The organism is Mangrovimicrobium sediminis (genome assembly GCF_004745945.1).
In the GTDB taxonomy this organism is placed as follows: domain Bacteria; phylum Pseudomonadota; class Gammaproteobacteria; order Pseudomonadales; family Halieaceae; genus Mangrovimicrobium; species Mangrovimicrobium sediminis.
In genome coordinates, this window is sequence record NZ_SRLE01000012.1 from 110901 (window position 1) to 135628 (window position 24728).

Here is a 24728-nt window from a genome sequence, read left to right on the forward strand (position 1 = left end):
GCGTCGGTGTTCAGGGCGAGAGCCTCGCGCGCAGGGCGGACAGGAAGGGAATGGCGGCGAACTGGTCCGGTTGTACCGCATCCCAGTCCAGTTGCCCCGGCCGCGGGTAGGGCGAGCGCGTCTCGATGCAGCGCTCGGGGGTGATGATCCAGTCCAGCGGGGTGTCGTGGGGCTGCATGACGATCTCGGCGTCCTCGACCAGTTGCGCCTCGTGCACCGTGGTTACCACCGGCACGCCCGGACGCAACAGCCCGAGTTCGCGGAAGATGCCCATCTCCAGATCGGCGAAGCCCGCACCCTTGCCGGTGCGCCCGCCGCTGGGGCTGACCGCGACGCAGCCCACCGCGCAGATGTCCATCGGCGCCATCTGCTCGAACTCCACGCGCTCGCCGTGGGCGAGGGCGCCCTCGGAATACATCACGTCCTCGAACGGGATGCCCGCTGCCGTGAGCGCCGCCGGGTCCAGGTGAATGAACGGGAACTCCGCGGTCAGCTCGGGCACCGGCGTGTACACCCGCTTGCCCTCTTTTAGTGCCTGCAGGCGCACCCAGGCCTGGCCGCGGTCCGGGTTGCACTTGACCACCTGCGCGCTGGCCCAGAACGGCAGGGCGGCGAGTTGCAGGGCAGCCTGGTCGGCGCCGACAAAGTCCGGGATGGCGCTGTAGGGGCTGCCGACCGCGTAGCCCTGCTCATCCAGCGTGCGCCACACGCGCTGGCGCAGCGCGTCCTTGCCGGCGTGGCGACCGCGCCAGCGGCCGTCACGAATTGTCGTCCCCTCGGTCATGCTTTTGCTTCCCCTGATTTTGTTGCCAGGGGTGATGCAAGAGCTGTACCAATGAAATCCTGTCCGGGCGGTCAGGTTTCCAGTTGGGCGTTCATGGACTCGGCGCGGGCGCGCAGTTCCTCCGGGGTGAGGTCTTCCTTGTGGGTGGCGAGGAACCACATGTGGCCGAAGGGATCGCGCAGGGTACCGGTGCGGTCGCCGTAGAACTGGTCTGCCACTGGCTGCAGCTCGGTGGCGCCCGCCTGCAGGGCCTGCGCGAACACCGCATCCACGTCCTCGACATACAGGTGGATGCCGACCGCCGTGCCGCCGATTTCACTGGCGCTGGGGAAGTCGATCTCCGGGCAGGCATCGGCCAGCATGAGGACCGAGTCGCCGATCTGTAATTCGGCGTGGCCCAGGCGGCCGTCGGGCATCTCCATGTGGAAACGCTCCTGGGCGCCGAAGGCCTGCGTGTAGAACTCGAGAGCCCTGGCGGCTCCCGTGATGCTCAGGTAGGGGGTGATGCTGTGGTAACCGTCGGGGGTGGGTTTGGGCGGCATGCTGGACTCCGTGGTGTTGGGCGTTGGTCGGGCCGGTGGATTCCCGGAGAGGTGTTCTCGCGGGGGTCGTCATCACTATAGCTGCTGGTTGGCCGGGAAATGTGAATTCGCAGCGCAAGCGCCCATCGTTGGTGGCATGCTGTGAATGAAGGAATAAGGAGGTACAGCCATGCGTGCGATGGTATTTGAAGGCGGGGGCAGGCCCCTGCAACTGCGCGACCTGCCGGTGCCCGCAGCGGGACCGGGTCAGATACAACTGAAAATCACCGCTTGCGGCATCTGCCGCACCGACCTGCATGTCGTCGATGGCGACCTGACCGAGCCGGCCCTGCCGCTGGTGCCCGGGCACCAGATTGTCGGTGAGGTCAGCGCGCTGGGCGCGGGCGTCACCGGTTTCGAACTGGGCCAGCGCATCGGCGTGCCCTGGCTGGGTGGCAGCTGTGGGCACTGCTGGTATTGCAGCCGCGGCAAGGAAAACCTCTGCGACGAGGCGCGCTACACGGGTTACCAGATCAACGGCGGGTTTGCCGAGTACACCGTGGCCGATGCGCGCTACTGCTTCCCCATCCCGCCGGGCTTCGACGATATCCAGGCGGCGCCGCTGCTGTGTGCGGGATTGATCGGCTATCGCTCCTACCGCCTGGTGGAGGACTGCGAGAACATCGGCCTGTACGGCTTTGGCGCGGCGGCCCATATCCTGATCCAGGTGGCCCGGCACCGCGGCCAGCGCGTATTCGCCTTTACCCGGGAGGGCGACAGCGAGGCGCAGGACTTCGCCCGCGACCTCGGCGCGGTGTGGGCGGGCGACTCCACCTGCGATGCTCCCGAACCCCTGGAGGGCGCGATCATCTTCGCCCCGGCCGGGGAGCTGGTGCCGCAGGCCCTGCGCGCTGTGCGCCGCGGCGGCCGCGTGGTGTGCGCCGGCATCCACATGAGCGATATTCCCTCGTTCCCCTACGCCATCCTCTGGGGTGAGCGCGAACTGGTCTCCGTCGCCAACCTCACCCGCCGCGACGGCGAGGAATTCCTGCCCCTGGCGGCACAAATTCCCATCCACACCACCGTCCACCGCTACCCCCTGGAGCGCGCGAACGAGGCCCTCGACGACCTCCGCGCCGGCCGCTTTTCCGGCGCCGCCGTCCTCGTCCCCTGAAAGTGGGCTCTGGTACGACTTTAAAAAACGTTGTACTTGACCCCACTTTAGGGTGGGCGCTACGGTCAATTTTTGGTGGCGCAATCATCATTGTCCCCTGGCGGGGCGCTGGCGCATCATGTGGCCCTCCTGACACAGCAGTGGGGTTAAGCCATGAACGACACCGCGTACATTTACGACGCCATCCGCACCCCGCGGAGCAAGGGCAAGGCGGGCGGTAGCCTGCACGAGGTCAAACCCGTGGACCTGGGCGCCGGCCTGCTGCGCGAACTGCAGCGCCGCTACGACCTGGACACGTCCTATGTCGACGACGTGATCATGGGCTGCGTCACCCCCACCGGCGAGCAGGGCTCGGACATCGCCAAGCTCATCGTGCAGAACGCCGAGTGGGATGAATCCGTGCCCGGCGTGCAGCTGGATCGCTTCTGCGCCTCCGGTCTCGAGGCGGTGAACTCCGCCGCGGCCAAGGTGCTGGCCGGCTGGGCGGACCTCATCGTCGCCGGCGGCGTCGAGTGCATGTCGCGCGAGCCCATCGGCTCCAACGGCGGCGCCTTCGGCAACGACCCCGGTTTCTGCCTGAAGACCAAGTTCGTGCCCCAGGGCATCGGCGCGGACACTATCGCTACCCTCGGCGGCTGGAAGCGCGAGGACGTCGACGCCTTCGCCGTTGAATCCCAGCGCCGCGCGGCCCACGCCCGCGACAACGGCTACTTCGACAAGTCCGTGGTGCCGGTGCTGGACGAAAACGGCCTGGTCATCCTGGAAAAAGACGACTTCATCAAGCCCGGCACCACGCTGGAAACCCTGGCCGGCCTGCGCGCCTCCTTCGAGCAGATGGGCGCCCTGGGCTTCGACGACATGATCCTGTCCAAGTACACGCAGATCGACAAGGTCGACCACGTGCACACGCCGGGCAACTCCTCGGGCATCGTCGACGGTTCCTCCGCCGTGCTCATCGGCTCGGAAAAAGCGGGCAAGGACCTCGGCCTGACCCCCCGCGGCCGCATCGTCGCCAGCGCGGTGCTCTCCACCGACCCGATCATCATGCTCACCGGCCCGGGACCTGCGGCCGAGAAATGCCTGAAGGTCGCCGGCCTGGAGAAGAAAGACATCGACCTGTGGGAGATCAACGAGGCCTTCGCCTCCATCGGCCTGCGCTACATGCAGGACCTGGGTATCGACCACGAGGTGACCAACGTCAACGGCGGCGCCATCGCCATGGGCCACCCGCTGGGCGCGACCGGCGCCATGCTGGTGGGCACCATGCTCGACGAGCTTGAGCGCCGCGACCTCAGGCGCGCCATGGTCTCGCTCTGCGTGGGCGGCGGCATGGGCATTTCCACCATCATCGAGCGCGTGTGAGTCAGGAGGAGAGCGACATGAGCGGAATCAGCTACGAAAAAGACGCCGACGGCATCGTCACCCTGACCATGGACCTGGACGCCAAGGTCAATTCCATGTCCGCGGAATACCGCACGGAGATGAAGGCGGCGGTGGCCAAACTGCAGGCGGAAGAGGGGCTCACCGGCGTGGTGATCGCCTCGGCCAAGAAGACCTTCTTCGCCGGCGCGGACCTCAACGAAATCCTCGCCGTGGAGAAAGACGACATCCAGCAGTTCTTCGACATGATCGAGGGCATGAAGGCGGACTTCCGCGCGCTGGAAAAACTGCCGGTGCCGGTGGTCGCGGCGATCAACGGCGCTGCCCTGGGCGGCGGTTTCGAGGTCTGCCTGGCCTGTAACTACCGCATCGCGGTGGACGACGAGAAAGTCGTGCTCGGCCTGCCGGAAGTCGGCCTGGGCCTGCTGCCCGGCGCCGGCGGCGTGGTGCGCACGGTGAACATGCTGGGCCTGGAAAAGGCGCTGCCGTTCCTGCTCGAGGGCACCCGTTTCACCCCGGCACAGGCGCTGGAACTGGGCCTGATCGACGAGACCGTCGACAGCCTCGACGCGCTGCTGCCGCGGGCCAAGGCGTGGATCCTGGAGAACCGCGATAACGCAGCGGCGGCGACCAAGCCCTGGGACGTGAAGGGGTTCAGTGTGCCCGGCGGCAATGCCCGCCACCCCGCGGTGGCGCAGCTGATCATGATGGCGCCGCCCATGTTGTACAAAAAGACCCAGGGCAAGTGGCCGGCCCCCGAGAAAATCCTCGATTGCGCCGTCACCGCGGTACGCCTGGACTTCGACACCGCGCTGCTGGTGGAGACTCGCGGGCTGTGTTCACTGGTGGTCACCCCCGAGGCCAAGCAACTGGTCGGCGCCTTCTTCAACAAGTAGCACCGGCCCCGCTTGTTCAATCGGGCGGAATCACCTGCCACTCCGGCGCCGTGTATTCGCCGAGCACGGTGATCTCCACGAATTCTGACTGCTCGGCGATGATGCGCTGCACCGTGTCGAGGGGGCGGGACTCCATGGCGTCGCGCGCGGCTTTTGACTCCCAGGTGGCGATCGCCAGCAGGGTATCCGGGTGGCCGATCTTGCGGTGCAGGCGCGTGCCCAGTGCGCCGGGAGCCTGCTGGATAATTTCGCTGGCGCGCAGCCAGGCCTCGGCATAGCGCTCCGGCGGGTAGCCGGGGCGCATCTTCACCTCGAAGATGAAATGCACGGGGCGTCAGTCCAGCAGGCGGTTGATTGCCGCGGCGAACTCGATATCCCGCATTGAGATACCGCCCGCGTCGTGGGTGGTGAGATCGATGCTCACGCGGTTGTAGACGTTGCTCCACTCGGGGTGATGGTCCGCGCGCTCCGCGAGCAGGGCCACACGGCTCATGAAACCGAAGGCCTCGACAAAATCCGCAAAACGCAGCTCGCGGTGCAGTTTGTCGTCGCGCAGGGTCCATTGCGGCAGGGCTTCGAGTTGTTCGCGCAGCGCTTCGCTGCCGAGTTTTTCAATAGGCATGGGCCTAGGGTAGGAGGCCGGACCCGATTTCGCAAAGGAAACCGGGGCCGGTTGAGCGGCTCAGCGACGCGATGAGCCGTTGGCGTATCACAGGCAGGCCGCAGCGATCTCCGTGACATGCCGCAGGTCGGTGCCGCAACAGCCGCCGAGTACGCGCAGGTTGGGCAGGACAGCGTGCAGTTCCCGGTACTCGCGGCCGAAAGCCTGCGGGTCGCCATCGTCCAGGACTTCCGCAGCGTCCAGTTCCTCGTGACTGCAGCGCGATGCGTTGCCGCGCAGCCCGCGGATACGCGCGGTCCAGTCGCCTTCGGCTGCCGCCAGCATGTCGTGGAAGTGGCTGGGGTGTGCGCAGTTGATCATGTAGTAGGCCGGGTAGCCGTCGGTCTGCGCATCCACCTCGGCGATCGCGTCCCCGAGGCTTTCGCCGCTGGGCAGGCGGCCGTCGGTTTCCACGGTGAACGAGACCACGACGGGGATGCCGCGCTCGCGCGCCGCCATGGCGATGCCGAGACCTTCCTCGAGATAGTTGAGCGTCAACACGCTGACCATGTCGGCGCCCGCCGCGGCGAGCGCGTCGATCTGCTCGGCGTGGTAGTCGCGCGCCTGTTCTGCGCTCATCTTGTCGGCGACGACGTAGCCGTCGCCGCGCGGGCCGATATTGCCGCTGACCAGCACCGGGGCCACGTCGGCGAACTCCTCGCGCAGCGCCTGCATCATCGCTACCGCGTCGGCGTTGACCGCGGCGAGCGCCTGCACGTCGTAGCCCATTTTTTCGCCCCAGTCGCGGCTCGCGCGCCAGGTCGGTGTCTCCAGCACGAAGCCGCAGCCGTGGGTGCGCGCCAGTTCCAGGTAGCTGCGGTAGTACGTCTTCAGCTTCTCGCGACCCCAGTCGGTGGAGAGCAGGTCGAAGGAGGCGAAGTTGGGCAGGTCGACCGCATGATTGAAGACCAGGTCAGTTTCCAGACCGCCATCCGTGAGCATCGGTGCGGCAGCCAGTTGAGCCAGCACCTGTTCGGTTCTAGTATTCATTGTTCTCGAACTCCTGTAGTGAACGTTTCTTGTGTTCCGTACGGTGAGTGAAATTCTGGGCGTTTGCCCGTTTGCAATCCAGTGGACCGCGAGTGCTTTTTTGGCTGCGGCATATTTTTTCTATTAAAAACAAATGATTACCACCTGGCCTCGGGTCTGGCGGCGCGGCGCATGGATGCGGAGAGGCCCGTTACTGTACTGTTGGTACAGTAGTTTGCGTGGGATCAGGGGGAATCAGCATGTCCAAGCGCGGTGAGGACCGGCGGGAAAAGATCCTCGATGTCGCCCAGGCGAGCATCCTGCAAAAGGGTTTCTCGGCGACATCCATCGAGGAAATACTGGAAAAGGCCCACATCACCAAGGGCGGGTTCTTCTACCATTTCCCGGGAAAATCCGAGCTGGCGCGCGCGCTGGTGGAGCGCTACCTGCGCGACGACATGGTGTTCTTCGACACGCTCGAACGACGCGCCCGCGAGCTGAGCGATGACCCCCTGCAGCAGATGCTGTTGTTCATCAACCTGTTAGCGGAGGCCATGGAGAACCTCGAGGACGTGCATCCCGGTTGCCTGGTGGCGTCCTTCACCTACGAGAGCCAGCTCCTCGACGAGGACATCAAGGCGCTGATAGCGACTGGTACTTTGCAGTGGCGCGAGAAGTTTGCCGGTATGCTGGCGCGCATCGAGGAGAGCCACCGTGCGAATCTGGAGGTCGACCACGACGAGGTGGCCGACATGCTCAGCGCGACCATCGAGGGCGGCATCATCCTGTCCCGGGTAATGGCCGACAAGGCCCTGCTGGTACAGCAACTGAAGCAGTACCGGAATTACATCAAGCTGATGTACACGCCGGCGGCGGGCGTGCTCGCCTGATGGCCGAGGACTACCTGGCGATCAACCGCGCGGCCTGGGATGCGCGCGCCGAACTGCACTTCGATTCCGCGTTCTACGATGTGCCCGGGTTTCTCGCCGGGGCCAGTTCCCTGCGCGAGATCGAGCTGGCGGAACTGGGCGACGTGGCCGGCAAGCGTCTATTGCACCTGCAGTGCCATTTCGGGCTGGACACGCTGTCCTGGGCGCGTCTCGGTGCGCACTGTACCGGCGTTGACCTCTCGCCGGTTGCGATCGGCAAGGCGCGTGAGCTACAGCGCGCCGCCGACCTGCCGGCACAGTTCATCTGCTCGGATGTGTACGGCTTCCAGCGCAGCACGCCGGAGCCGTTCGATATCGTCTACACCTCCTACGGCACGGTCGGCTGGCTGCCGGACCTGGATCGCTGGGCGCGGGTTATCGCCGGGAACCTGGCGCGGGGCGGGACGTTTTACATCGCCGATTTTCACCCGCTGTACGACCTGCTCGCCGGGTATAGGTATTTCGCGCACGCTGCGCCGGACATCGAGACGGAAGGCAGCTATACGGAGAACAGCGGGGAGCTGTCCACGCCGCTCGCCAATTGGTCGCACCCGATGTCGGAAATCGTCAACGCCCTGCTCGGTGCGGGGCTGGTCATCCAGCGTCTCAACGAATACCCGTTCAGCCCCTACAACTGCTTCGAGGGCCTGGTCGAACGCGAGCCGGGTCGTTTCTACCTCGAACACCGCGGCCACGAGGCACCCCTCGTCTTCACCATCACCGCCACCCGCTAAAGCGGCTCTATTATTATTTGTGCAGCGGCTGCAACTCGGCCCTGAACAACTGCATCAATACCTCGATGTTGGCGACGCCCGGGTAGTTGGGGCGCACCACGAAGGCCAGTTCCCGGTGCGGTCCGGGCTCGGCCAGGGGAATCGCCACGAGTTTGGGGTTGTCCTCGATCAGCGCGTGCAGGGCAATCTCGGGCACCAGGGTGGAGCCCATGCCGGCGGCGACCAACTGGATCAGCGTGGCCAGGCTGGTGGCGCTCAGGCGGTGGCTGGAGAGGTCCTCCAGGTGACAGGCGGCCAGGGCGTGTTCCTTCAGGCAGTGGCCGTCCTTGAGCAGCATCAGGTGGGCGTCGCTCATCTGCCGGGTGGTGATCTTGCGCGACTTCGCCAGCGGGTCCTCCGCGTGCGTCACCCAGTACAGGTCTTCGGCCCAGAAGCTGAAGCTCAGCAGCCCCTCGCAGTCATAGGGCAGGGCGAGGATCGCGGTATCCAGGGCGCCGCGTCGCAGCATGTCCAGCAGTTGCGCGGATTCGTCCTCGGTGAAATCCAGCTGCAGTTTCGGGTAGCTGGACTGCAGGGCGGGCAGCACGCGCGGCAGCAGGTAGGGGCCGATGGTGGGAATCACGCCCATCGCCAGCGGCGTGCTCAGCGGCTCGCGCTGTGCCTCCGCGAGTTTTTGCAGATCCTCCACCTGCAGGGCGATGTCGCGGGCGCGGGACAGCACTTCGCGTCCCAGCGGTGTGACCAGGACCTTGCGGTTGTCGCGCTCGAAGATCTGGAATCCGAGCTGTTTTTCCAATTCTGCGAGCGCGGTACTCAAGGCCGACTGGGAAATGTGGCATTCTTCCGCCGCCTTCTTGAAGTGCAAGGTGCGCTCTACGGCGAGCGCGTAGTGGATCTGTTTCAGTGAAATCATGGATTTATGCTACTTTCAAACGATCTGGTCTTGCGCAGTAGTGTAAGCACAATACATTCATTTGCGGCGGTATGTAAAAGCAAAGCCACCTCCCTCGCGGGTGCGGAACGGTCGACCCAGTCACCACCCCGGTCGCGTGGACAGGCCCGGTAGGAATCATCCCGTGATGCAGGTTATGGCGGCGCCCCGGACGGCGAATTTCGCCCTGCCGTGGCTGCTGTTGACAGGTCTTTTGCTGTTGGCACTGGCCGGTTGCGGCCAGTTGGCAGACACACCCGCGCCCGCGCGACAGGGGGAACTGGACCTGCGCGACTGGCACCCGCAGCGCGACGGCCCGGTCGAACTCTCGGGCCAGTGGGGGTTTTACTGGCAGCAGCTGCTGCAGCCCGATGAACTGCCGGCCTCACCGCCGGCCTACGCACCGGTGCCCGGTTACTGGACCAAGTATCCCGGCGACCTCCCGGCTACCGGCTTCGCCACCTTCCACCTGCGTGTCCTGGTGGAGCAGGGCAGTCGCGCACTGGCGATCTATGCGCCCGGGGAGGGCTCCGCCTATACCCTCTGGGTCAACGGCGAGCGCCTGGGCAGCGTCGGCAGGGTCGGTGTTGACGCGGACACCACCCAGCCGGCGCGCCACCGCCGCACCTACTTCCTGCGCGACCACGATGGCGAACTGGATATCGTGGTGCAGATCGCCAACTTCAACCACCGCAAGGCCGGCTTCCGCAACGCCCTGATACTCGGCGATGCGGAACAGTTGCACACTAGCCAGCGCCTGGCCTGGCTGGCGGATGCGTTTGTCATCGGCATGATCCTGGTGTTCGCCCTGCACTACCTGATGCTCTTCCTGTTTCACCGGGAGGACAAATCCTCGCTCTATTTCAGCCTGCTCAGTCTCGCCGTGGGCCTGCGCGCCAGCCTGACCAGCCAGGGCCTGTTGCTGTGGTTGGCGCCGGATGCGGCGTGGCCGTGGCTGCTGCGCCTGGAGTACATGGCGGTGTTCCTGACACCGGCGTTCTACACCGGCTTCATGCGCGCCCTGTATCCGCAGGAGTTCCCGCGCTTCCTGCTGCGCACGCTGTGGGCGCTGGGTCTCGCTTTCAGCATAGTGACATTGTTCTCCAGCACCCTGTTCGCCAGCGAACTGATCCCGGCCTTTGAAGTGGTCTACTTCAGCACCCTGCTGGTCATGCTCGTGTGCCTGGTCCGCGTGTTCCAGCGCCGGCGCGACTACTGGCCTTACATCCTCGCCGCCTCGGCGCTGGTCGGCGGCCTGAACACCATGGAGGCGCTGCACCTCACCGGGCGTCTGTCCTGGGGTAACCTGAGCCACGTCGGTTTCCTCGCCTTCCTGTTGGTGCAGTCCCTCATGCTCTCGGTGCGCAGCGCCGACAAGGACCGCCGCCTGTCGCAACTGTCCCACGACCTGGAAGAGCGCAACCTCAGCCTGCAGCAGAGCGAACGCAAGTACCGCGAGTTGTTCGAGGATTCCCAGGATGTGATCTTCCTCGCCGATATCGAGGGCCACATCCTGGATGTCAGCCCCTCCTGTGAGGCGCTGCTCGGCTACCGGCCCGAGGAGATCGTGGCAATGGAGAACCTCGACCAGTTGGGCGAACGCAGCGAGCGCCGGCGCATGTTCGACATCGTCGCCAACGAGGGCTCCACCCTGGATTTCATCACCCGTCTCAACCATCGCGACGGCTATGGCGTGCCGGTCTCGGTGGCGGCCACCCAGCGCCGCGACGAAAACGGCAGGTTGATCGGCTTCCAGGGCTATGTGCGCAACCTCAGCGACCGTTTCGAGGCCCAGGAGCAGCGCCAGCGCGCGGAGCGCCTGGAGCAGATCGCTACCCTGGACCCGCTCACCCGCTGCTTCAACCGGCGCTATTTCCAGGATGCGAGCACCCGTGAGATCGCCCGCGCTGGTCGCCAGGGCTCGGACCTCTCGCTGATCCTGTTCGACCTCGATCACTTCAAGCGCATCAACGACACCCACGGCCACGCCACCGGCGACAAGGTGCTGATCAGCATCGCCCGGTTGGTCAACAGCAAGATTCGCAGCAGCGACGTGCTGGCCCGCTACGGCGGCGAGGAATTCGTGGTGATGTTGCCGGAAACCCAGGTCGACCAGGCCTTGCAGCGCGCAGAGGACCTGCGGGCGCAGGTGGAATCCGTGGTTATCGAGACCACCAAGGGCGAGCGAATCGGTGTTACCGTCAGCCTGGGCGTCGCCCAGTGGCAGCGGGGCGAGTCGCTCACCGATCTGCTCGAGCGCGCCGACCGGGCGCTCTATGTGGCCAAGAAAGCCGGCCGCAACCTGGCCCGGGTGGCCGAGGCCTGAACCGGCGTCCGGATAGTTCGATCAAAAAAACCGAACCTCACTATCGCTATTAACCGTTTTATCGAATAACCGCCAATCCCTATTCTGTCCCTGTCCACCGCAGAACGCGGCAAGTGATGACTGAAGCAAAGACTGACAGGAGATAGCAATGGCCCTCATCAACACCCAGATCAAACCCTTCAAGGCGACCGCATTCAAGGCGGGCGAGTTTGTCGAGGTTTCCGACGCCGACCTGAAGGGCAAGTGGTCGGTATTCTTCTTCTACCCCGCCGACTTCACCTTCGTCTGCCCCACTGAACTGGGCGACCTGGCGGATCACTACGAGGAATTCACCAAGCGCGGCGTGGAGATTTACTCCGTATCCACCGACACGCACTTCACCCACAAGGCCTGGCACGATTCCTCCGAGACCATTGGCAAGATCGAGTACACCATGATTGGCGACCCGACCGGTGACATCACCCGCAACTTCGACGTGATGCGTGAAGGCATGGGCCTGGCCGACCGCGGCACCTTCATCGTCGACCCCGACGGTATTATCCAGGCGATGGAAATCACCGCCGAGGGCATCGGCCGCGACGCCGAGAACCTGCTGAACAAGGTCAAGGCGGCCCAGTATGTGGCGTCCCACCCGGGCGAAGTATGCCCCGCGGCGTGGAAGGAAGGCGAGGCCACCCTCGCGCCCTCACTGGACCTGGTCGGCAAGATCTAAGCCCTTCGCTTAGCACCGACACTCCAGCGGCGGGCCTGCGGGCCCGCCACTCACAGAACCCCCAGTTTCAGGAGTTTTAGCATGTTGACCAAGGATATTCTCGAAGCCCTCAAGGGCTACACCGCCAGCATGAGCCGCCCGGTCACCTTCGTGGTGCAGACCGGCGAGCACGCCAAGCGCGGCGAGCTGCTGGAACTGTTGCGCGGCATCGCCGGCGTGTCCGACCTCGTCAGCGTCGAGGAGCGCGACATGTCCGCTGTACTGCGCAGCCCCGTCAGCTTCCTTATTGAAGCCGACGGCGAGGACACCGGCATTCGCTTCTCCGGCGTGCCCGGCGGCCACGAATTCAACTCGCTGGTGCTGGCCCTGCTGCACAGCGGCGGCGTACCGCACAAGCTCGATGCGAGCATCGCGGAGATGCTGGGTAACATCGACGACGCGCTGCACTTCGAAGTGTTCGTCAGCCTCAGCTGTCACAACTGCCCGGACGTGGTGCAGGCGCTCAACCAGTTCGCCCTGCTCAACCCGGCCATCAGCACCGAGATGCTCGACGGCGGCCTCTATCCTGAGGTTATCGCCGAGCGCGACATCCAGGGCGTGCCCACTGTCTACCTGAACGGCGAGCTGTTCGCCAACGGCAAGGTGGACGCCGCCGGCCTGGTGGAAAAACTGCTGGAGAATCACCCCGGCATGGCGCAGGTAGCCGACACCGCCAGCCTGCCCCTGCAGGATGTCACCGTGGTCGGTGGCGGTCCCGCCGGCGTCGCCGCGGCGATCTACGCCGCGCGCAAGGGCCTGGCCGTGACCCTGGTGGCCGACCGTTTCGGCGGCCAGGTGAAGGACACCATGGGCATCGAAAATCTGGTCTCGGTGCCCTACACCACCGGCCCTGAACTTTCAGGCAAGCTGATGGAGCACCTGCGCGAGTACGACATCACCCTGCGCGAACACCTTAAGGTGGCGAGTATCGAGAAAGGGCCGATCAAGCAGCTGACCCTGTCCTCCGGCGAGCGCATCGACACGCGCAGCGTGATCGTTGCCACCGGCGCGCGCTGGCGCGAGCTGGGCGTGCCCGGCGAGAAGGAAAACATCGGCAACGGCGTGGCCTACTGCCCGCACTGCGACGGCCCGTTCTTCAAGGGCAAGGACGTGGCGGTGATCGGCGGCGGCAACTCCGGCATCGAGGCGGCCCTGGATCTGGCGGGCATCGTCAACTCGGTCACGGTGTTCGAGTTCCTGCCCGAACTGAAAGCGGACAAGGTGCTGGTCGAGCAGGCCGAGAAACGCGAGAACATCACGATTCTGAAGAACGTGGCCACCAAGCAGGTCATCGCCGACAGCGGCAAGGTGGTCGGCCTCGAGTACGAGGACCGCGAAACAGGCGACCTCTACACCCGCGAATTGGCCGGCGTGTTCGTGCAGATCGGCCTGGTGCCGAACAGCCAGTTCCTCGACGGTGTGGTCGACCTGACCAAACACGGCGAGGTGGTGATCGACGAGCGCGGCCGCACTTCGGAAGAGGGCATCTTCGCCTGCGGCGACGTCACCACGGTCCCCTACAAGCAGATCGTGGTCTCGATGGGCGAAGGCGCGAAAGCCTCCCTGGCCTGCTTCGAGTACCTGATGCTCAACCCGGTACCCGCCGGCGAAGACCTCGCCGCCTGACTGGCCCTCCCGCCAGAGGGGTCAGAGCCACGGCTCTGACCCCGGTTTTCGATTGCCAAGTCTTTTCTCTGACTCCGTTGAACAGCCGTGTAGCGCGAGTGGCTGGTTCGGTTCCTGGCAGGGAGCGTCAGCCCTTCCAGGGTTCGAAAAGCACACTCACCCTGGAAGGGCTGACGCTCCCTGCCCTGCGACACCCAGCTTGCTGCGAGATTGCTACCGGCCCAGTTCGCCAAAGACGGCCCGGCAGCGGGGGCGTTGCCCGCTCCAGTCCGGCGCCGCTCCGCGGTGCCCTCAGTCGGCCGGGAGCCTTAAAGCGCTGCGCTGTCTCCCGTCGCTCCCTCGGCGCCAGACGTGATTTCCGCGGCCAACACCCCCACTGCCGGGCCTCGCATTGCGCGAGAAAAGCGATTGGGAGTTTCGAGCAGCGTGTTATCGCACAGCGCGATCCGCGCGCACGGACGTTTTTATCCGGCAGGTCACTCACTATGGGAACCGCGCACCACTGAGCATCGAGCCGCAAGTGCCGGGAGACGGGCGGGTGGAGCGCTCGCAAAAGACGCGCCGAGGAAGTGGAGCGAGACCGCTTGCGGGCTCGCGACCGACCGAGGGCACCCCGGAGGGGCGCGATCTTCAGAGCGCTCCGCCCGCGGGTCTCCCGGCAACCCTCCCATCCCCCTGGATCGGCAGACGATCACCGCTCGGGTAGTTCCGGCAGGAGGCAGTCGGGAATGAGGTCTACCTACGATGCGACTGAGCTTTTGGAGCGTCGTAGGTAGACCTCATTCCCGATTGCCGGCGAGGCTACGCATATACACAAGCGCATCCATCCGTAGCCACAAAAGAAAACGCCCGCAAAAAGCGGGCGTCCAGAAAGCACAGCAGTCAGCCGAACTACTCGTCCGCCACCCGCACAGTGCGCACACTCCAGCCCTCACGCCAGCCCATCTGCGCCGCCTGGTTCGGCCAGGTGCTCAGGTTGCGCGGCTCCGTTTGCAGGAGCTCCAGGTTGAAGCCGTTCGCCATGCCAACCAGGAAGCGCTTGCCCTCCGGGTCCGCCGCGTCCGGGCGCACGATGCGATAGCCGTAGTTGAGGCCGTTGCCGGCGCCGCCGCGGTCCGCCAGGTAGAACGTGTTGGTGCCCGGTGCCTTGCACACCAGGTCCGCGCCCCACTGGAAGCGGGTAATCATGCCGAAGATCGAGTAGCCCAGGTCCAGGGTGCCGAAGCACATGCGCTGCTCCGCCGGATTGGCCGGGTGGTTGATGTCGCCCGCCCAGCTGTAGGCCATCAGGTACTCGTAGCGGAAGCCGAACTCGTCGGTGACGATCGCGTTGCCCGCCTGGCTCAGGCCCTGGCCGCACAGGCCGCCGCCGCCCGGACGCGGGAAGCTCGGGGTCCAACCGGTATCGGTGTCGACGAAGTCACCGGTCTGCTGGTCCCAGGCCGGCAGGTGCGGTTCGCCGCAGAGCATTTCCACCGAGTTCGGGTCGATAGAGAGGTCCTCGCTGATCGCGCCGCGCCACAGGGTTGTCGCGCGGTTGACCATGGTGTGCAACTTCTCGCTGTTGGTGGCGGCATAGGCCTCACCGGCGCAGAAGGAGAACGGGCAGGAGGAGTGGATGGTCGCCGCGTAGCCGAACACGTGCAGGGAGGACCAGTACAGGTAACCCTCCTGGTTGAAGGCGACGATGGCGCCGCCGGCGGTGTTGGACAGGGCCGGGGCGTCCGGCTCGTAGCTGCCGAAGTCGAAGACTTTCTGCCAGTTGGGCAGGTCCTCGGCGGTCAGGCCCTCGCTGCCGAACAGCGGGCTGACCCACACGCCGGAGGCCTCGCCGGCGATGAAGCTCGGCTGCGTGGTGCTCGCCGCGAGGCGGAACATGCCCTCGCTGTCCGGGCCGATCAGGGTCAGCTCGCGCGGGTCGCCGTCCATGCTGCCCACTTCCTCGAACTGGAACACGCGGCGCTTGCGCACATTGGCGTTGCGCCGCGGCGTGGCGTCACCCACCCAGCGCAGCACCTTGCCGTGGTCGCCGCGCTTGGAGCGCACGCCGAAGTACAGCGCGCCCGGGTCGCCGTAGCTGTAGCCTTTGCGTACGTTACTGTAGTTGCGGTAGCGCTTGCTGCCGATAAAGCGCGAACCCTCACCGGTGGTGTCGAAGGCGACCAGCACGATATCGCCGCCCTCCAGGGCCGGGCCGCCACAGAACACGACTTCGTTGCCCGGGGTCGCGGCGCAGAAGCGGAAACCGATGACCTCGTCCGCGGCCGCGGCGGCGGCGCTGCCATCGGGGGTGTAGTCGGTGATCACGTCGGTATCGCGGTTGTATTCGTAAATGTGCGGCCGGCGCCAGTCGCCGTTGTGCGGGCCCACGCCGGGGTGGGAGAGCATCTGGCTTTCGCCGTACTCGCAGTTGTACTCGATGGTCGGCAGGTCCGGGCACTGCCAGAACTCGTCGCCTTCCTCCTGCACGCAGGCTGAGTTGGGCGCCGGGTCGGCGACCGGGGTTTCGCTGGCGATCAGCGGGAAGGGCTCGCCGTCGTACCACTCCGGGGTGGCACTCAGGTCACCCAAAGAGAAGCCCTTGGTGACACAGGCGCCGTTGGCCAGGGTGCCGATCCAGATGCGGTGGCCCACGCCGGGCTCGCTGCCGGGGAGCTTGATCTGGGTGAGTCCCCAGGGGTAGGTCTGGTTCTGCTTGCGCCGGCCGTTAGGGCAGCCGCCGCCGGTGATCGGCGGGTAGGGTACGCCGTTGCCGGCGTAGCACTCGTCGCCGCCTTCGCCGTCGACGCCGTCCACCAGTCCGTAGGACTCGGTGAAATCGCGTGCCTCGGTGAGGATCTCGACGCTGAGCAGTTCACTGGCCTGCTGGGTGACGGTTCCCGCCGCAGCCTGTTCAAGCGCTTCGGCGGTGGGCCGGGGCAGGCGCAGTGGAATAAGGGTGCTGCGCTGGATGTCTACGCCCTCGGGCGCGACCCCGAGCGGGGTGTAGATTTCACCGACGTCGGCGAAACTCTGGCCTGCCACCGCTGCGAGGAGCAACGGCAATACTATCGATCTCATGCGGGACTCTCCCTACGTTTTTTGGACCCTGGCAGAAATAACTCTTGGGAATGGCGCATTTTGAAACCATGCGCTCTTGCTCTGGCGATCATTACCGCGACCGGGAGTAAAGAAATTGCCCGATTCATGGCAGACTGCAATACTCTTGCAGTATAGTGGTCTATACTTCTGTCAAGCAATAAATGTGCAAAAGTTTTTTTTTGTGCGTTGAATCTCTGTTTTACGCGGTGCGACGATGGGCGCTGCGATTCTCTTGGGGGTAGCTGGGATGTTGAGTGCACTGTTTCGGGGCCGCCGTGGCGCGGCCGCAGGGATGTTTTTTTGCCTGGGCCTGGTGCTGGCGGGTGCGCGCGGCGCCCTCGCCGGGCCCCTGGACGGGCCTGAGCTGTACGCCGATGTGCAGCAGTACGTCGACCTCGGCAGCAGCAAGCGCACCGGTACCTTCACCGACCGTCGCGTCGCCAGCTGGCTGGCCGGTGAGCTGGACGCCGCGGGCGTCGACAGCATGTTCCAGGACTGGACCCTGGACCGCTTCAACTACGTCACCTGTATTTTGAAGATCGCCGGGGTGAACACCGAGTGTTTCTCTCTGTGGCACCCCAACGGCAGCACCGTGCGCAACGACCTGGTCTCCGTGGTGAAGATCCGCGGCTACAGCTATGAGTCCATGCTCGGCAGCGCGCGCATCGAGGACGCCATCGCCAACGGCGCCTCCGCGGTAATCGCCGTGAACACCATCAACGACGCCGTGGTCGGCGTCAACGCTCCCTTTGACGAGGCCGCCAATCCCTTCCCGGTACCGGTCATCGTGGTAGGTAACAGCGAGATCGCGCTGCTCGACGGCGCCAACGAGAGCACCCGCGACGTCGATCTGCTGAAAGTCTTCGGCAAGGAAAAGCCCGACTCCACCGCGCGCAACGTGGTCGGTTTCCTGGACCGCGGTGCGGCGCAGTCGGTGGTGATCTCCACCCCGAGCTCCGGTTGGTTCAGCGCCGGCGGTGAACGCGGCCCGGGCATCGCACTGTGGCTGGCCATCGCCCGCTGGGCGGCCGCCGAGTCGCTGCCGGTTAACCTGTATTTCGTCGCCAGCTCCGGCCACGAACTGGGCTACATCGGCACCCGTGAATTCATCGACACCTTCATTCCCCCGGAAGGCGTGCTGTTCTGGGTGCACCTGGGCGCCTCCATCGTGACCGAGGCGGACGTGGAAGGGGTGCCGGTGCGCAGCTTCGCCGCCCTGGACTACAACGACGCAGCCCTGGCCCCGGCACTGCAGGCCAACCTGGCCCCGGTGGGCTTCAACCCGCAGCCGGAGAGCAGCAACACCGCGGGCGAGCTGGCCTACATCATGGACCAGGGCTACCGCGCGTTCGGTTTTTACGGCGCCTTCGACAAGTTCCACACCGAGGCGGACCTGGCGGACAGCACCTCGCCCGAGGCGCTCGAAGCCGTGGCCGCGCCGCTGGCGGCGACCATCGCCCAGCTGGTCGGCGAGCTGCTGCCCTGATCCGGCCGTGGCGTTCTTCGACAAGGAAACCGAGGAGAAAACCCAGGTCACCGGCGGCAGGGCCTTCCGCCACCTGTTCGCCTTCCAGGTGAAACTGGCGGCGGACGCGGTGCGCGATTTCGTGTTCAGCCCGCTGAGCATCCTGGTGTTCTTTCTCGACGCCATCCGCAGGCCGCCGATCGAGGAGAGTCTGTACCTCAAGCTGATGTCCTGGGGGCGGCGCACGGACCGCTACATCAACCTGTTCGACGAACACCGCGAGAAAGGCGAGCACACCATGGACGAGGCCATCGAGTCGTTCGAGCGTATCGCCTCGCAGGCCGGACGCCCGCCGGCGAAAGCGCAGGACGACGAACCCCCCGCCCGCTAGAATCAGGCTTCCCGGCGCGACAAGGTGCCGGCCCGGAGACTGACAATAACAGCGGGGTATCCATGCGATTCGTACTCGTGCACGGCGGCTTCCACGGCGCCTGGTGCTGGGAGCGGCTGCTTCCTGAACTGGAAAAACTCGGCCACCAGGGGCTGGCCATCGACCTGCCCGGCCACGGCGCGCGCCGCGATGAGCGCTCGACCCTGGCGGATCGCCGCGACGCCATCCTCGACGTGCTGCAGCCCGGCGACGTGCTGGTCGGCCACTCCGGTGGCGGCTACGACATCACTGTCGCTGCGGACGCCGCGCTGGATCGCGTGCGGCACCTGGTCTACTTTGCCGCCGGCTTGCCGTTGGAAGGGCGCAGCGTGCTCGAGGCCACCGGCGGCGCCCGCGATGACGACGCAGGGGCGGTGACCCAGTTGATGGATGACGAGACCGGCATGCTCGCCTTCCTGCAACCGCTGGAGGACGGCCGACTGGCGGTGAGCGACCTGCGCGGCGCGACGGACTTTTTCTACCACGACTGCGATGCGGAAACCGCGCGGCGCGCCTTCGAGCGCCTGACGCCTGCCCCCCATCACTTCAACATCGAGCCGGTGCACGTACCGCGCTTCTGGGCAGCGCAGCCGCCGCGCAGTTTTATCCGCTGCCTGCAGGATCGCGCCATGCCGGCGAGCATGAGCGACAGTGTGATTGCACGGCTGGGGGTGGAGCCGCTGGACATCGACGCCTCGCATTCGCCGTTCTTCAGTCAGCCGGCGGAACTTGCCCAGCTGCTGGTCAGGGCGGTGGCGACGACGCCGGCGGGGACGCTGTCCCCGGCTTGAGCGCTGCGCCGGACTGTGCCTCGTCCAGCACTTCCAGTATCTCAGCGATGGTGGCGCGCTGTTCTGCCGAATGGCTCCAGGCGTGCACGCGTTCCAGGAACGGCCGCGCCAGCGGCGGGTTGTACTCCAGCATCAGCGTGCCGAGTTGCAGGTTGATGTCCAGCGAACCCGGGTAGCGTCGGTAGGCCGCCATCAGGGTGCGCCCCGCCGCCGCCCTGTCACCCATCGCCAGCTGGCACTGCCACACGCTCTGGTAGGCGCCGAGCCGCTCCGCTGCCAGGGCTATGGCGCGCTCGCCGTCGCACAGGCAGTCCTGCAGCGCAGATTCGCGGGCCGCCGTATCGTCCTCGCTGGCGACCGCCCGGTGCCAGGCAAACGTCGCCAGGTTGGCCAGTACGGCAGGGTCATCGGGGTCCAACTCGCGCGCTCGCTCCGCGGCCGCTCTCGGTACATCGCTGCCGGGAGCGTTCAGCGTGGCGATCAGCGACAGCGCTCGGCCTACCCCGGGGCTGTCGACGTCGATGTCATCCAGGTAATCCGCCGCCGCGTCGATCTTCTCGGCCTCTATCGCGAGTTCGGCGCGCAGGACCAGGGACTCGTTGAGGCTGAGCTTGCGCGCCTGGATCTCCCCGGTGTACGCCGGTTGTGGAATCCGCACCACGTTGAAGCGGCGCTGCTTGCGATACCGGGCCAGCGTCGCGTCCATCTCGTCGGTGCTCATTCCGAAGCTGGCCTCGAAGGCTGTGATGGACTCCTCGCCCTGGGCATAGCGCGACAGGTAGGCGTTGAGCTGCCGCATCAATAGCGGACCCTCGGTCAACGAGGTGGTCTGCAGGTAATGGGTGAGCAGCCACGCGTAGGCGTAAAAGCGCGAGCGATGGCGCGGCGATGCCATGCGTTCCGGGTCCGGTGCCAGCACTTCGGCCACCGGGAGGGCGCCGAACTCCTCGTATTGCAGGGTGCGCGCCCGCACTTCCGGTATTGCGCCGAGTATGATTTCGCCGCGGGAAAATTCGCTGGCGGACAGGTATTCGGCCAGGCCCTCGCGATACCACTGCGGGTGCATGACCTCGGGCAGGAGTTCGCGTACGAGATAGTGCACGTACTCGTGGTGCAGGATGTGCGATTGCTGGATGCCCCGGGTCCCCGGTCCGGTCACCATGTACGGACCGTTGAGCGTTTCTGCGTAGAAGCCCGCGGAATTCGGCGGCGCCACGTCGCGGTATTCGCCGCGGCTGTCGAACATGATGATGGTGACCCGCGCGTGTTCGCTGCGGTCCGTTGCGCCGACCAGCATCAACACCAGCGTGCGAAACGCCTCGAACTCGCGCAGCATCGGTTCCACGCGGCTCGCCCTGCGGTCGGAGTACACGGTGAAGTGCTCGGAGGTGTAGGCGGTCCAGTCGCGGGCCTGGGCGGGCAGGGGGCCAAACAGGAGCAGGGCGACACAGGCGGCGGCCGCGAGCGACCACGCCGGCCGGAACGGTCGCTGCGGGAATTGTCTGTTGCCGGGAGTGTTCACAGTGTGTCTTCGCTGGCTGGCATCATTGCGCGCACCGCGGATGATCAGTGCTCGGCTGCGGCGTCTGCTTCCTCCTCGGCTGCCCCGGACTCGGCGCTGGCGTCGATCCTGGCGAGTTTTTTCGCCGTCGCCTTGCGCGTTTCCTCGGAGTGGCTCCAGTTGTACACGCGCTGCAGGAACGGGCGTGCCAGTTGGGGCTTGTCGATCTGCAGCAGGAAGTCGCCTACGGCCTGGTTGATGCCTGAGTTTGATGGCGCGCGCTGGTAGGCGGCCATGAGCGTTTTGGCTGCGGCGACGTTCTCGCCTCTACGCTGTTGTGCCTGCCAGACATAGCGATAGGCGCCGAGATCATCCGGGTCCGCTGCGATGGCGGCCTGGCCATATTGCAAACAGCGCTCCAGGGCAGCACTGCCGTCCTCGCCGTTTTTCAACGCCCTTTCGTAATTGTCCCACTCCCAGTGACTCAGGTGCTCCAGTACCTTGATGTGATCGGGGGCGAGTTCGAGTGCTTTTTCGGCGCTTGCGCGTGCCTCCTCGATCTCGTCCCGATGATTCAGTTCGACTGCCTGAAGTGCGAACAACTGCGCGGCGCCCCCGGCTTCGTCATCCCGCTTGCCGGTATAATCCAGCACCTCGTCACCACGACCCAGTTCCGCCGCCAGCGAGGCGCGCAGGAACAGTGACTGGTTATCCCCAAGTTCCAGTTTACGAATCTCGCCCGCGTATTCCGGTACAGCCAGCCCTAACACGCCAACGCGCTTCAGGCGGTACTTCTTCAGCTGCGCGTCCATGTCCTGTGCGGATGCGCCGAAGGCTTTCTCGAAGGCCTCGACTGTGTGGTCGCCGCCATCGTAGCGAATCAGATAGTCATGAAGTTTCTGTCGCAGTGCGGGTTCCTCGGTAAAACCCGTTATTTGCAGGTAATGGGTCATGAGCCAGGCGTTGGCGTAGAACCGGGATACGAAGAAAATGGAATCCCACTCGGCATCACTGGGCGCGATCAGATCCTCCACCTTGACCGGTTTGTCGCGTTGCAGGGTCGGCAAGCGGTTGCTGGGTGCTTCGCCGATGATGGCGCGGCCATCGTCGATCTGCGCGGTGGACAGGAATTCGGCGAAACCTTCCTGATACCAGCGCGGGTAATTGAAATCGCTGTGCTCGTTGAGGAGGTAGTGGATGTACTCGTGGTAGAGCGTCTCGGTCAGTTCCAGGTCGCTGCTCTGGGGTGCCACTACCATGCGGGGCCCGGCGCTGCTTTCGAAAAAGAAACCGAGAGTTTGCTCCGGGGCGACGGCATTGTACTCGCCAAGGCTGTCGAAAATTACAATCTGCATGCGTGAGTTTTCCGGCTGCCGGGGCAGGCCGGTGATGGTCATCACCACTTCCCGAAATGCCTCGAACTCGCGCAGCATGTTGAGCGTCCGGCGCTCGCTGTCATCCGAGTAAACGATGAAATTATCGGAGGTATAGCGGTACCAGTCGCCCGCGGAAACAGATGGGTGGAAACCGCCCAGTGCCAGTAGAAGCCCGATGGCCCGGATGGTCGTATAGCGCCCCGACATGATCAAACGTCCCTGTGGTTTAAGTTCTGCCAAACCCGGAACCTTAACCCATATGTCATCCTGCCAGCCACCCTTTGCGCGTGGCCCGGCGAGGTTCGCTGCCTGCGCCGCTGGCGTCGCCTCAGGAGCCGGCGCTGGACTTCGTGGTGGCTGCTTCCTCACCGGCCAGCGCCGCGCGCGCACGGTCGCGGATGAAGGCGTGAATCTGGCGCACCTGCTCGCGGCTCAGCTCGTCGAAGGAGGGCATGCCGCGGGGGGTGAAGGTGCCCTGCTGCAGCGCGCTGTACAGGGCCTCGAGGTCCATGGCTAGGGCGGATTCGCGCAGGTCCGGGGCCGGCGCGCCGTAGGAGATGGCCCCGGCGCCGTGGCAGTTGCGGCAGCTGCCGAACAGCAGTTGGCCGGCGGCGACATCCGCGGGGTCGATGACCAGTTCGGGATCGTCGATGATATTGCGCTCCCAGCTCGGCGGCGCGGTCGGCGGCAGCTGCGCATCGCCACCCAAGCGGAACACCAGCAGCCGGCGCGGCTGGGCGCCGTAGCGCCAGCCCGGGTTCTTGGTTGGCATGTGGTCCAGGTTGGGCACGCCGTAGCCGGCGAGTATGGCGATGTACTGCACGCCGTCCACGCTGTAGCTGCTGGCGGCGGAGATCATGCCGAGGCCGGCGTTGAAGCGCCACAGTCGCTCGCCGTCGGCGGCGTCGTAGGCGCTGAACCAGCCGTCCGCCGTGCCCTGGAAGACCAGGCCGCCGGCGGTGGCCAGCAGGCCGCCGTTCCACAGCCAGTCGTGGTCCACGCGCCAGGCTTCTTCGCCGGCCACCGGGTCCCAGGCGACCAGCGAGCCCTTGCCGTCGCGCTCGTCTTCCAGCACCGCCTCGCGCTCCACGCCGGTGAAGTTCGCCGGCGATTTGATGAAGCGCATGCCCAGCTGCATGTAGGGGATGTAGGCGAGCTCCGTCTGTGGGCTCCAGGCCATGGGCATCCAGTTGTGCGCGCCGATCACGCTGGGCCACAGCACCGCCTCGCCGCTCTGGTAGCGGATGCCGGGCTTCTCCACCGGGCGGCCGGTCTCCAGGTCGATGCGCTCGGCCCAGGTGACCTTGCCGACCTTTTCTGCGGCGATGGGCTTGCCGGTGACGCGGTCCAGCACATAGTAGAATCCGTTGGTCGGCAGCTGCATGAGCACCTTGCGCTCGCGCCCGTCGATCTCCAGGTTGGCTGCCACCATGTTGGCGGTAGACTTGTAGTCCCAGGCTTCTCGCGGGTTCTGCTGGTAGTGCCAGCGGTATTCGCCGCTGTCCGCATCCAGCGCGACGATGGAGGTCAGGTACAGGTTGTCGCCGCCGCCGGGGCTGCGTTTTTCCGGGTCGTAGGGGCCGCTGTTGCCGGTGCCGATGTACACCTGGTCGAGCTCCGGGTCGTAGGTGAGGCTGTCCCAGGGCGCGCCGCCGGTGCCGGTCTTCCAGTACTCGCCGGTCCAGGTGGTGGCGGCGCGCTCCATGGCCGGGTCGCCGGCGTTCTGCTCGGGAGAGCCGGGCACCACGTAGAACTTCCACACTTCCTCGCCGGTGACCTGGTCATAGGCGGCGACGTGGCCGCGCACGCCGATATCGCCGCCGCCGTGGCCGATCATCACCTTGCCGTCGAAGGTGCGCGGGGCGCCGGTGATGGTCTCCGGCGACGCCGGGTCCAGGGTCTGGGTGCTCCACAGCAGCTCGCCGCTTTTCGCATCGAGGGCCAGCAGGCGGCCGTCGGTGGTAGCGGAGAAGATGCGGCCGTTGTCGTAGGCGCAGCCGCGGTTGATGGGGAAGATGAACTTCATCTTGCGCGGGTTGTGCTTCCACACTTCGGCGGCGTGCTTCCACAGCAGCTTGCCGCTGCGTGCGTCCACCGCGTAGACGTCGGCGGTGGAGCCGGTGAAGTAGAGTACGCCGTCGACGGCGATGGGCCTGGCCTCCAGCGTGTTTTCACCGGGCAGGTCCAGGGTCCAGGCCAGGCCCAGGTCGTCCAGGGTGTCGCGGTTGATCTGCTCCAGCGGGCTGTAGCCGCTTTCGTCCGCGCCGTTGTTGTAGCCGGGCCAGTCGACATCCGCGGAAGCGGCACCCGTGGTCACCGGGGGTGCGCTGCAGGCGCCGAGCACGGCGGCGGCTGCGGCGATCAGGAGCGGGCGGCAAATCTTCGACATGGGAGTCTCCGGT

The 24728-nt window shown here is 65.7% G+C and carries 21 protein-coding genes; 11 read left to right on the plus strand and 10 right to left on the minus strand.

Going from position 1 to position 24728, the window contains the following annotated elements; all coding sequences use genetic code 11:
- Positions 1-10 precede the first annotated feature (10 nt).
- Together E4634_RS16825 and E4634_RS16830 are read right to left on the minus strand one after the other, a co-directional pair.
- Complete coding sequence (locus E4634_RS16825) at positions 11-784, minus strand: 5-formyltetrahydrofolate cyclo-ligase (RefSeq protein ID WP_135445822.1); 774 nt, start codon at positions 782-784, stop codon at positions 11-13.
- 71 nt (positions 785-855) lie between these two features.
- Positions 856-1326 carry a VOC family protein gene (locus E4634_RS16830; protein WP_135445823.1) on the minus strand — a complete coding sequence of 157 codons (471 nt, stop codon included), beginning with the start codon at positions 1324-1326 and terminating at the stop codon, positions 856-858.
- A gap of 169 nt (positions 1327-1495) precedes the next feature.
- On the opposite strand from E4634_RS16830, the gene E4634_RS16835 reads away from it, so the two are divergent.
- From E4634_RS16835 to E4634_RS16845, 3 genes are all read left to right on the plus strand, one after another.
- Positions 1496-2479, plus strand: a complete 984-nt coding sequence (locus E4634_RS16835; protein ID WP_135445824.1) for a zinc-dependent alcohol dehydrogenase family protein — start codon at positions 1496-1498, stop codon at positions 2477-2479.
- Between the two features lie 153 nt (positions 2480-2632).
- Positions 2633-3841, plus strand: a complete 1209-nt coding sequence (locus tag E4634_RS16840) for an acetyl-CoA C-acetyltransferase (RefSeq protein WP_135445825.1) — start codon at positions 2633-2635, stop codon at positions 3839-3841.
- Positions 3842-3858: 17 nt separating this feature from the next.
- On the plus strand, positions 3859-4755 hold the full coding sequence (locus E4634_RS16845; RefSeq protein ID WP_135445826.1) for an enoyl-CoA hydratase-related protein: 897 nt from the start codon (positions 3859-3861) through the stop codon (positions 4753-4755).
- Between the two features lie 16 nt (positions 4756-4771).
- On the opposite strand, the gene E4634_RS16850 is transcribed toward E4634_RS16845, so the two are convergent.
- The 3 genes from E4634_RS16850 to E4634_RS16860 form a co-directional block, all read right to left on the minus strand.
- Complete coding sequence (locus E4634_RS16850) at positions 4772-5083, minus strand: antibiotic biosynthesis monooxygenase family protein (RefSeq protein ID WP_135445827.1); 312 nt, start codon at positions 5081-5083, stop codon at positions 4772-4774.
- A 6-nt stretch (positions 5084-5089) separates the two neighbouring features.
- Complete coding sequence (locus E4634_RS16855) at positions 5090-5377, minus strand: 4a-hydroxytetrahydrobiopterin dehydratase (protein WP_135445828.1); 288 nt, start codon at positions 5375-5377, stop codon at positions 5090-5092.
- An 87-nt stretch (positions 5378-5464) separates the two neighbouring features.
- The gene (locus tag E4634_RS16860) at positions 5465-6406 is read right to left on the minus strand and encodes a homocysteine S-methyltransferase family protein (RefSeq protein ID WP_135445829.1); all 942 of its coding nucleotides are present in this window, start codon (positions 6404-6406) and stop codon (positions 5465-5467) included.
- A gap of 239 nt (positions 6407-6645) precedes the next feature.
- Between E4634_RS16860 and E4634_RS16865 the strand changes: the two genes are divergently transcribed.
- Together E4634_RS16865 and E4634_RS16870 are read left to right on the plus strand one after the other, a co-directional pair.
- Positions 6646-7275 (plus strand): TetR/AcrR family transcriptional regulator, encoded by a 630-nt coding sequence (locus tag E4634_RS16865; protein WP_135445830.1) that lies wholly within the window; start codon positions 6646-6648, stop codon positions 7273-7275.
- Positions 7275-8048 (plus strand): class I SAM-dependent methyltransferase, encoded by a 774-nt coding sequence (locus E4634_RS16870; RefSeq protein ID WP_135445831.1) that lies wholly within the window; start codon positions 7275-7277, stop codon positions 8046-8048. Before E4634_RS16865 ends, E4634_RS16870 begins: the two co-directional genes overlap by 1 nt.
- Positions 8049-8061: 13 nt before the next feature.
- Here the strand turns inward: E4634_RS16870 and E4634_RS16875 are convergent, their stop codons facing one another.
- Positions 8062-8961 (minus strand): hydrogen peroxide-inducible genes activator, encoded by a 900-nt coding sequence (locus E4634_RS16875; RefSeq protein ID WP_135445832.1) that lies wholly within the window; start codon positions 8959-8961, stop codon positions 8062-8064.
- Between the two features lie 166 nt (positions 8962-9127).
- Here E4634_RS16875 and E4634_RS16880 point away from each other — a divergent pair, with 166 nt between their 5' ends.
- From E4634_RS16880 to ahpF, 3 genes are all read left to right on the plus strand, one after another.
- Complete coding sequence (locus E4634_RS16880; RefSeq protein ID WP_240725236.1) at positions 9128-11305, plus strand: sensor domain-containing diguanylate cyclase; 2178 nt, start codon at positions 9128-9130, stop codon at positions 11303-11305.
- A 148-nt stretch (positions 11306-11453) separates the two neighbouring features.
- Complete coding sequence (gene ahpC, locus E4634_RS16885) at positions 11454-12017, plus strand: alkyl hydroperoxide reductase subunit C (RefSeq protein ID WP_135445834.1); 564 nt, start codon at positions 11454-11456, stop codon at positions 12015-12017.
- An 81-nt stretch (positions 12018-12098) separates the two neighbouring features.
- On the plus strand, positions 12099-13682 hold the full coding sequence (gene ahpF / locus E4634_RS16890) for an alkyl hydroperoxide reductase subunit F (RefSeq protein ID WP_135445835.1): 1584 nt from the start codon (positions 12099-12101) through the stop codon (positions 13680-13682).
- A gap of 891 nt (positions 13683-14573) precedes the next feature.
- On the opposite strand, the gene E4634_RS16895 is transcribed toward ahpF, so the two are convergent.
- Positions 14574-16742, minus strand: coding sequence for a hypothetical protein (locus E4634_RS16895; RefSeq protein ID WP_135445836.1), 2169 nt, complete (start codon positions 16740-16742; stop codon positions 14574-14576).
- A 313-nt stretch (positions 16743-17055) separates the two neighbouring features.
- Here E4634_RS16895 and E4634_RS16900 point away from each other — a divergent pair, with 313 nt between their 5' ends.
- The 3 genes from E4634_RS16900 (at position 17056) to E4634_RS16910 (ending at position 19449) form a co-directional block, all read left to right on the plus strand.
- A complete protein-coding gene (locus tag E4634_RS16900) occupies positions 17056-18249 on the plus strand; it encodes a zinc-binding metallopeptidase family protein (RefSeq protein WP_135445837.1) in 1194 nt (397 codons plus the stop codon).
- A 7-nt stretch (positions 18250-18256) separates the two neighbouring features.
- Entirely contained in the window at positions 18257-18619 is a 363-nt protein-coding gene (locus E4634_RS16905) for a hypothetical protein (RefSeq protein ID WP_135445838.1), read from the plus strand.
- Positions 18620-18681: 62 nt separating this feature from the next.
- Positions 18682-19449, plus strand: a complete 768-nt coding sequence (locus E4634_RS16910) for an alpha/beta fold hydrolase (RefSeq protein ID WP_135445839.1) — start codon at positions 18682-18684, stop codon at positions 19447-19449.
- Here the strand turns inward: E4634_RS16910 and E4634_RS16915 are convergent.
- Genes E4634_RS16915 through E4634_RS16925 form a run of 3 tightly spaced genes read right to left on the minus strand, consistent with a single transcriptional unit; the run spans position 19403 to position 24715 of the window.
- Positions 19403-20971: a DUF1570 domain-containing protein gene (locus E4634_RS16915; protein WP_135445840.1), complete on the minus strand. Its 1569-nt coding sequence runs from the start codon at positions 20969-20971 to the stop codon at positions 19403-19405. The genes E4634_RS16910 and E4634_RS16915 overlap by 47 nt on opposite strands.
- A gap of 44 nt (positions 20972-21015) precedes the next feature.
- Positions 21016-22695: a collagenase gene (locus E4634_RS16920; RefSeq protein ID WP_135445841.1), complete on the minus strand. Its 1680-nt coding sequence runs from the start codon at positions 22693-22695 to the stop codon at positions 21016-21018.
- Entirely contained in the window at positions 22655-24715 is a 2061-nt protein-coding gene (locus E4634_RS16925) for a PQQ-dependent dehydrogenase, methanol/ethanol family (RefSeq protein ID WP_135445842.1), read from the minus strand. The genes E4634_RS16920 and E4634_RS16925 overlap by 41 nt, the downstream gene beginning before the upstream one ends.
- Positions 24716-24728: the final 13 nt, after the last annotated feature.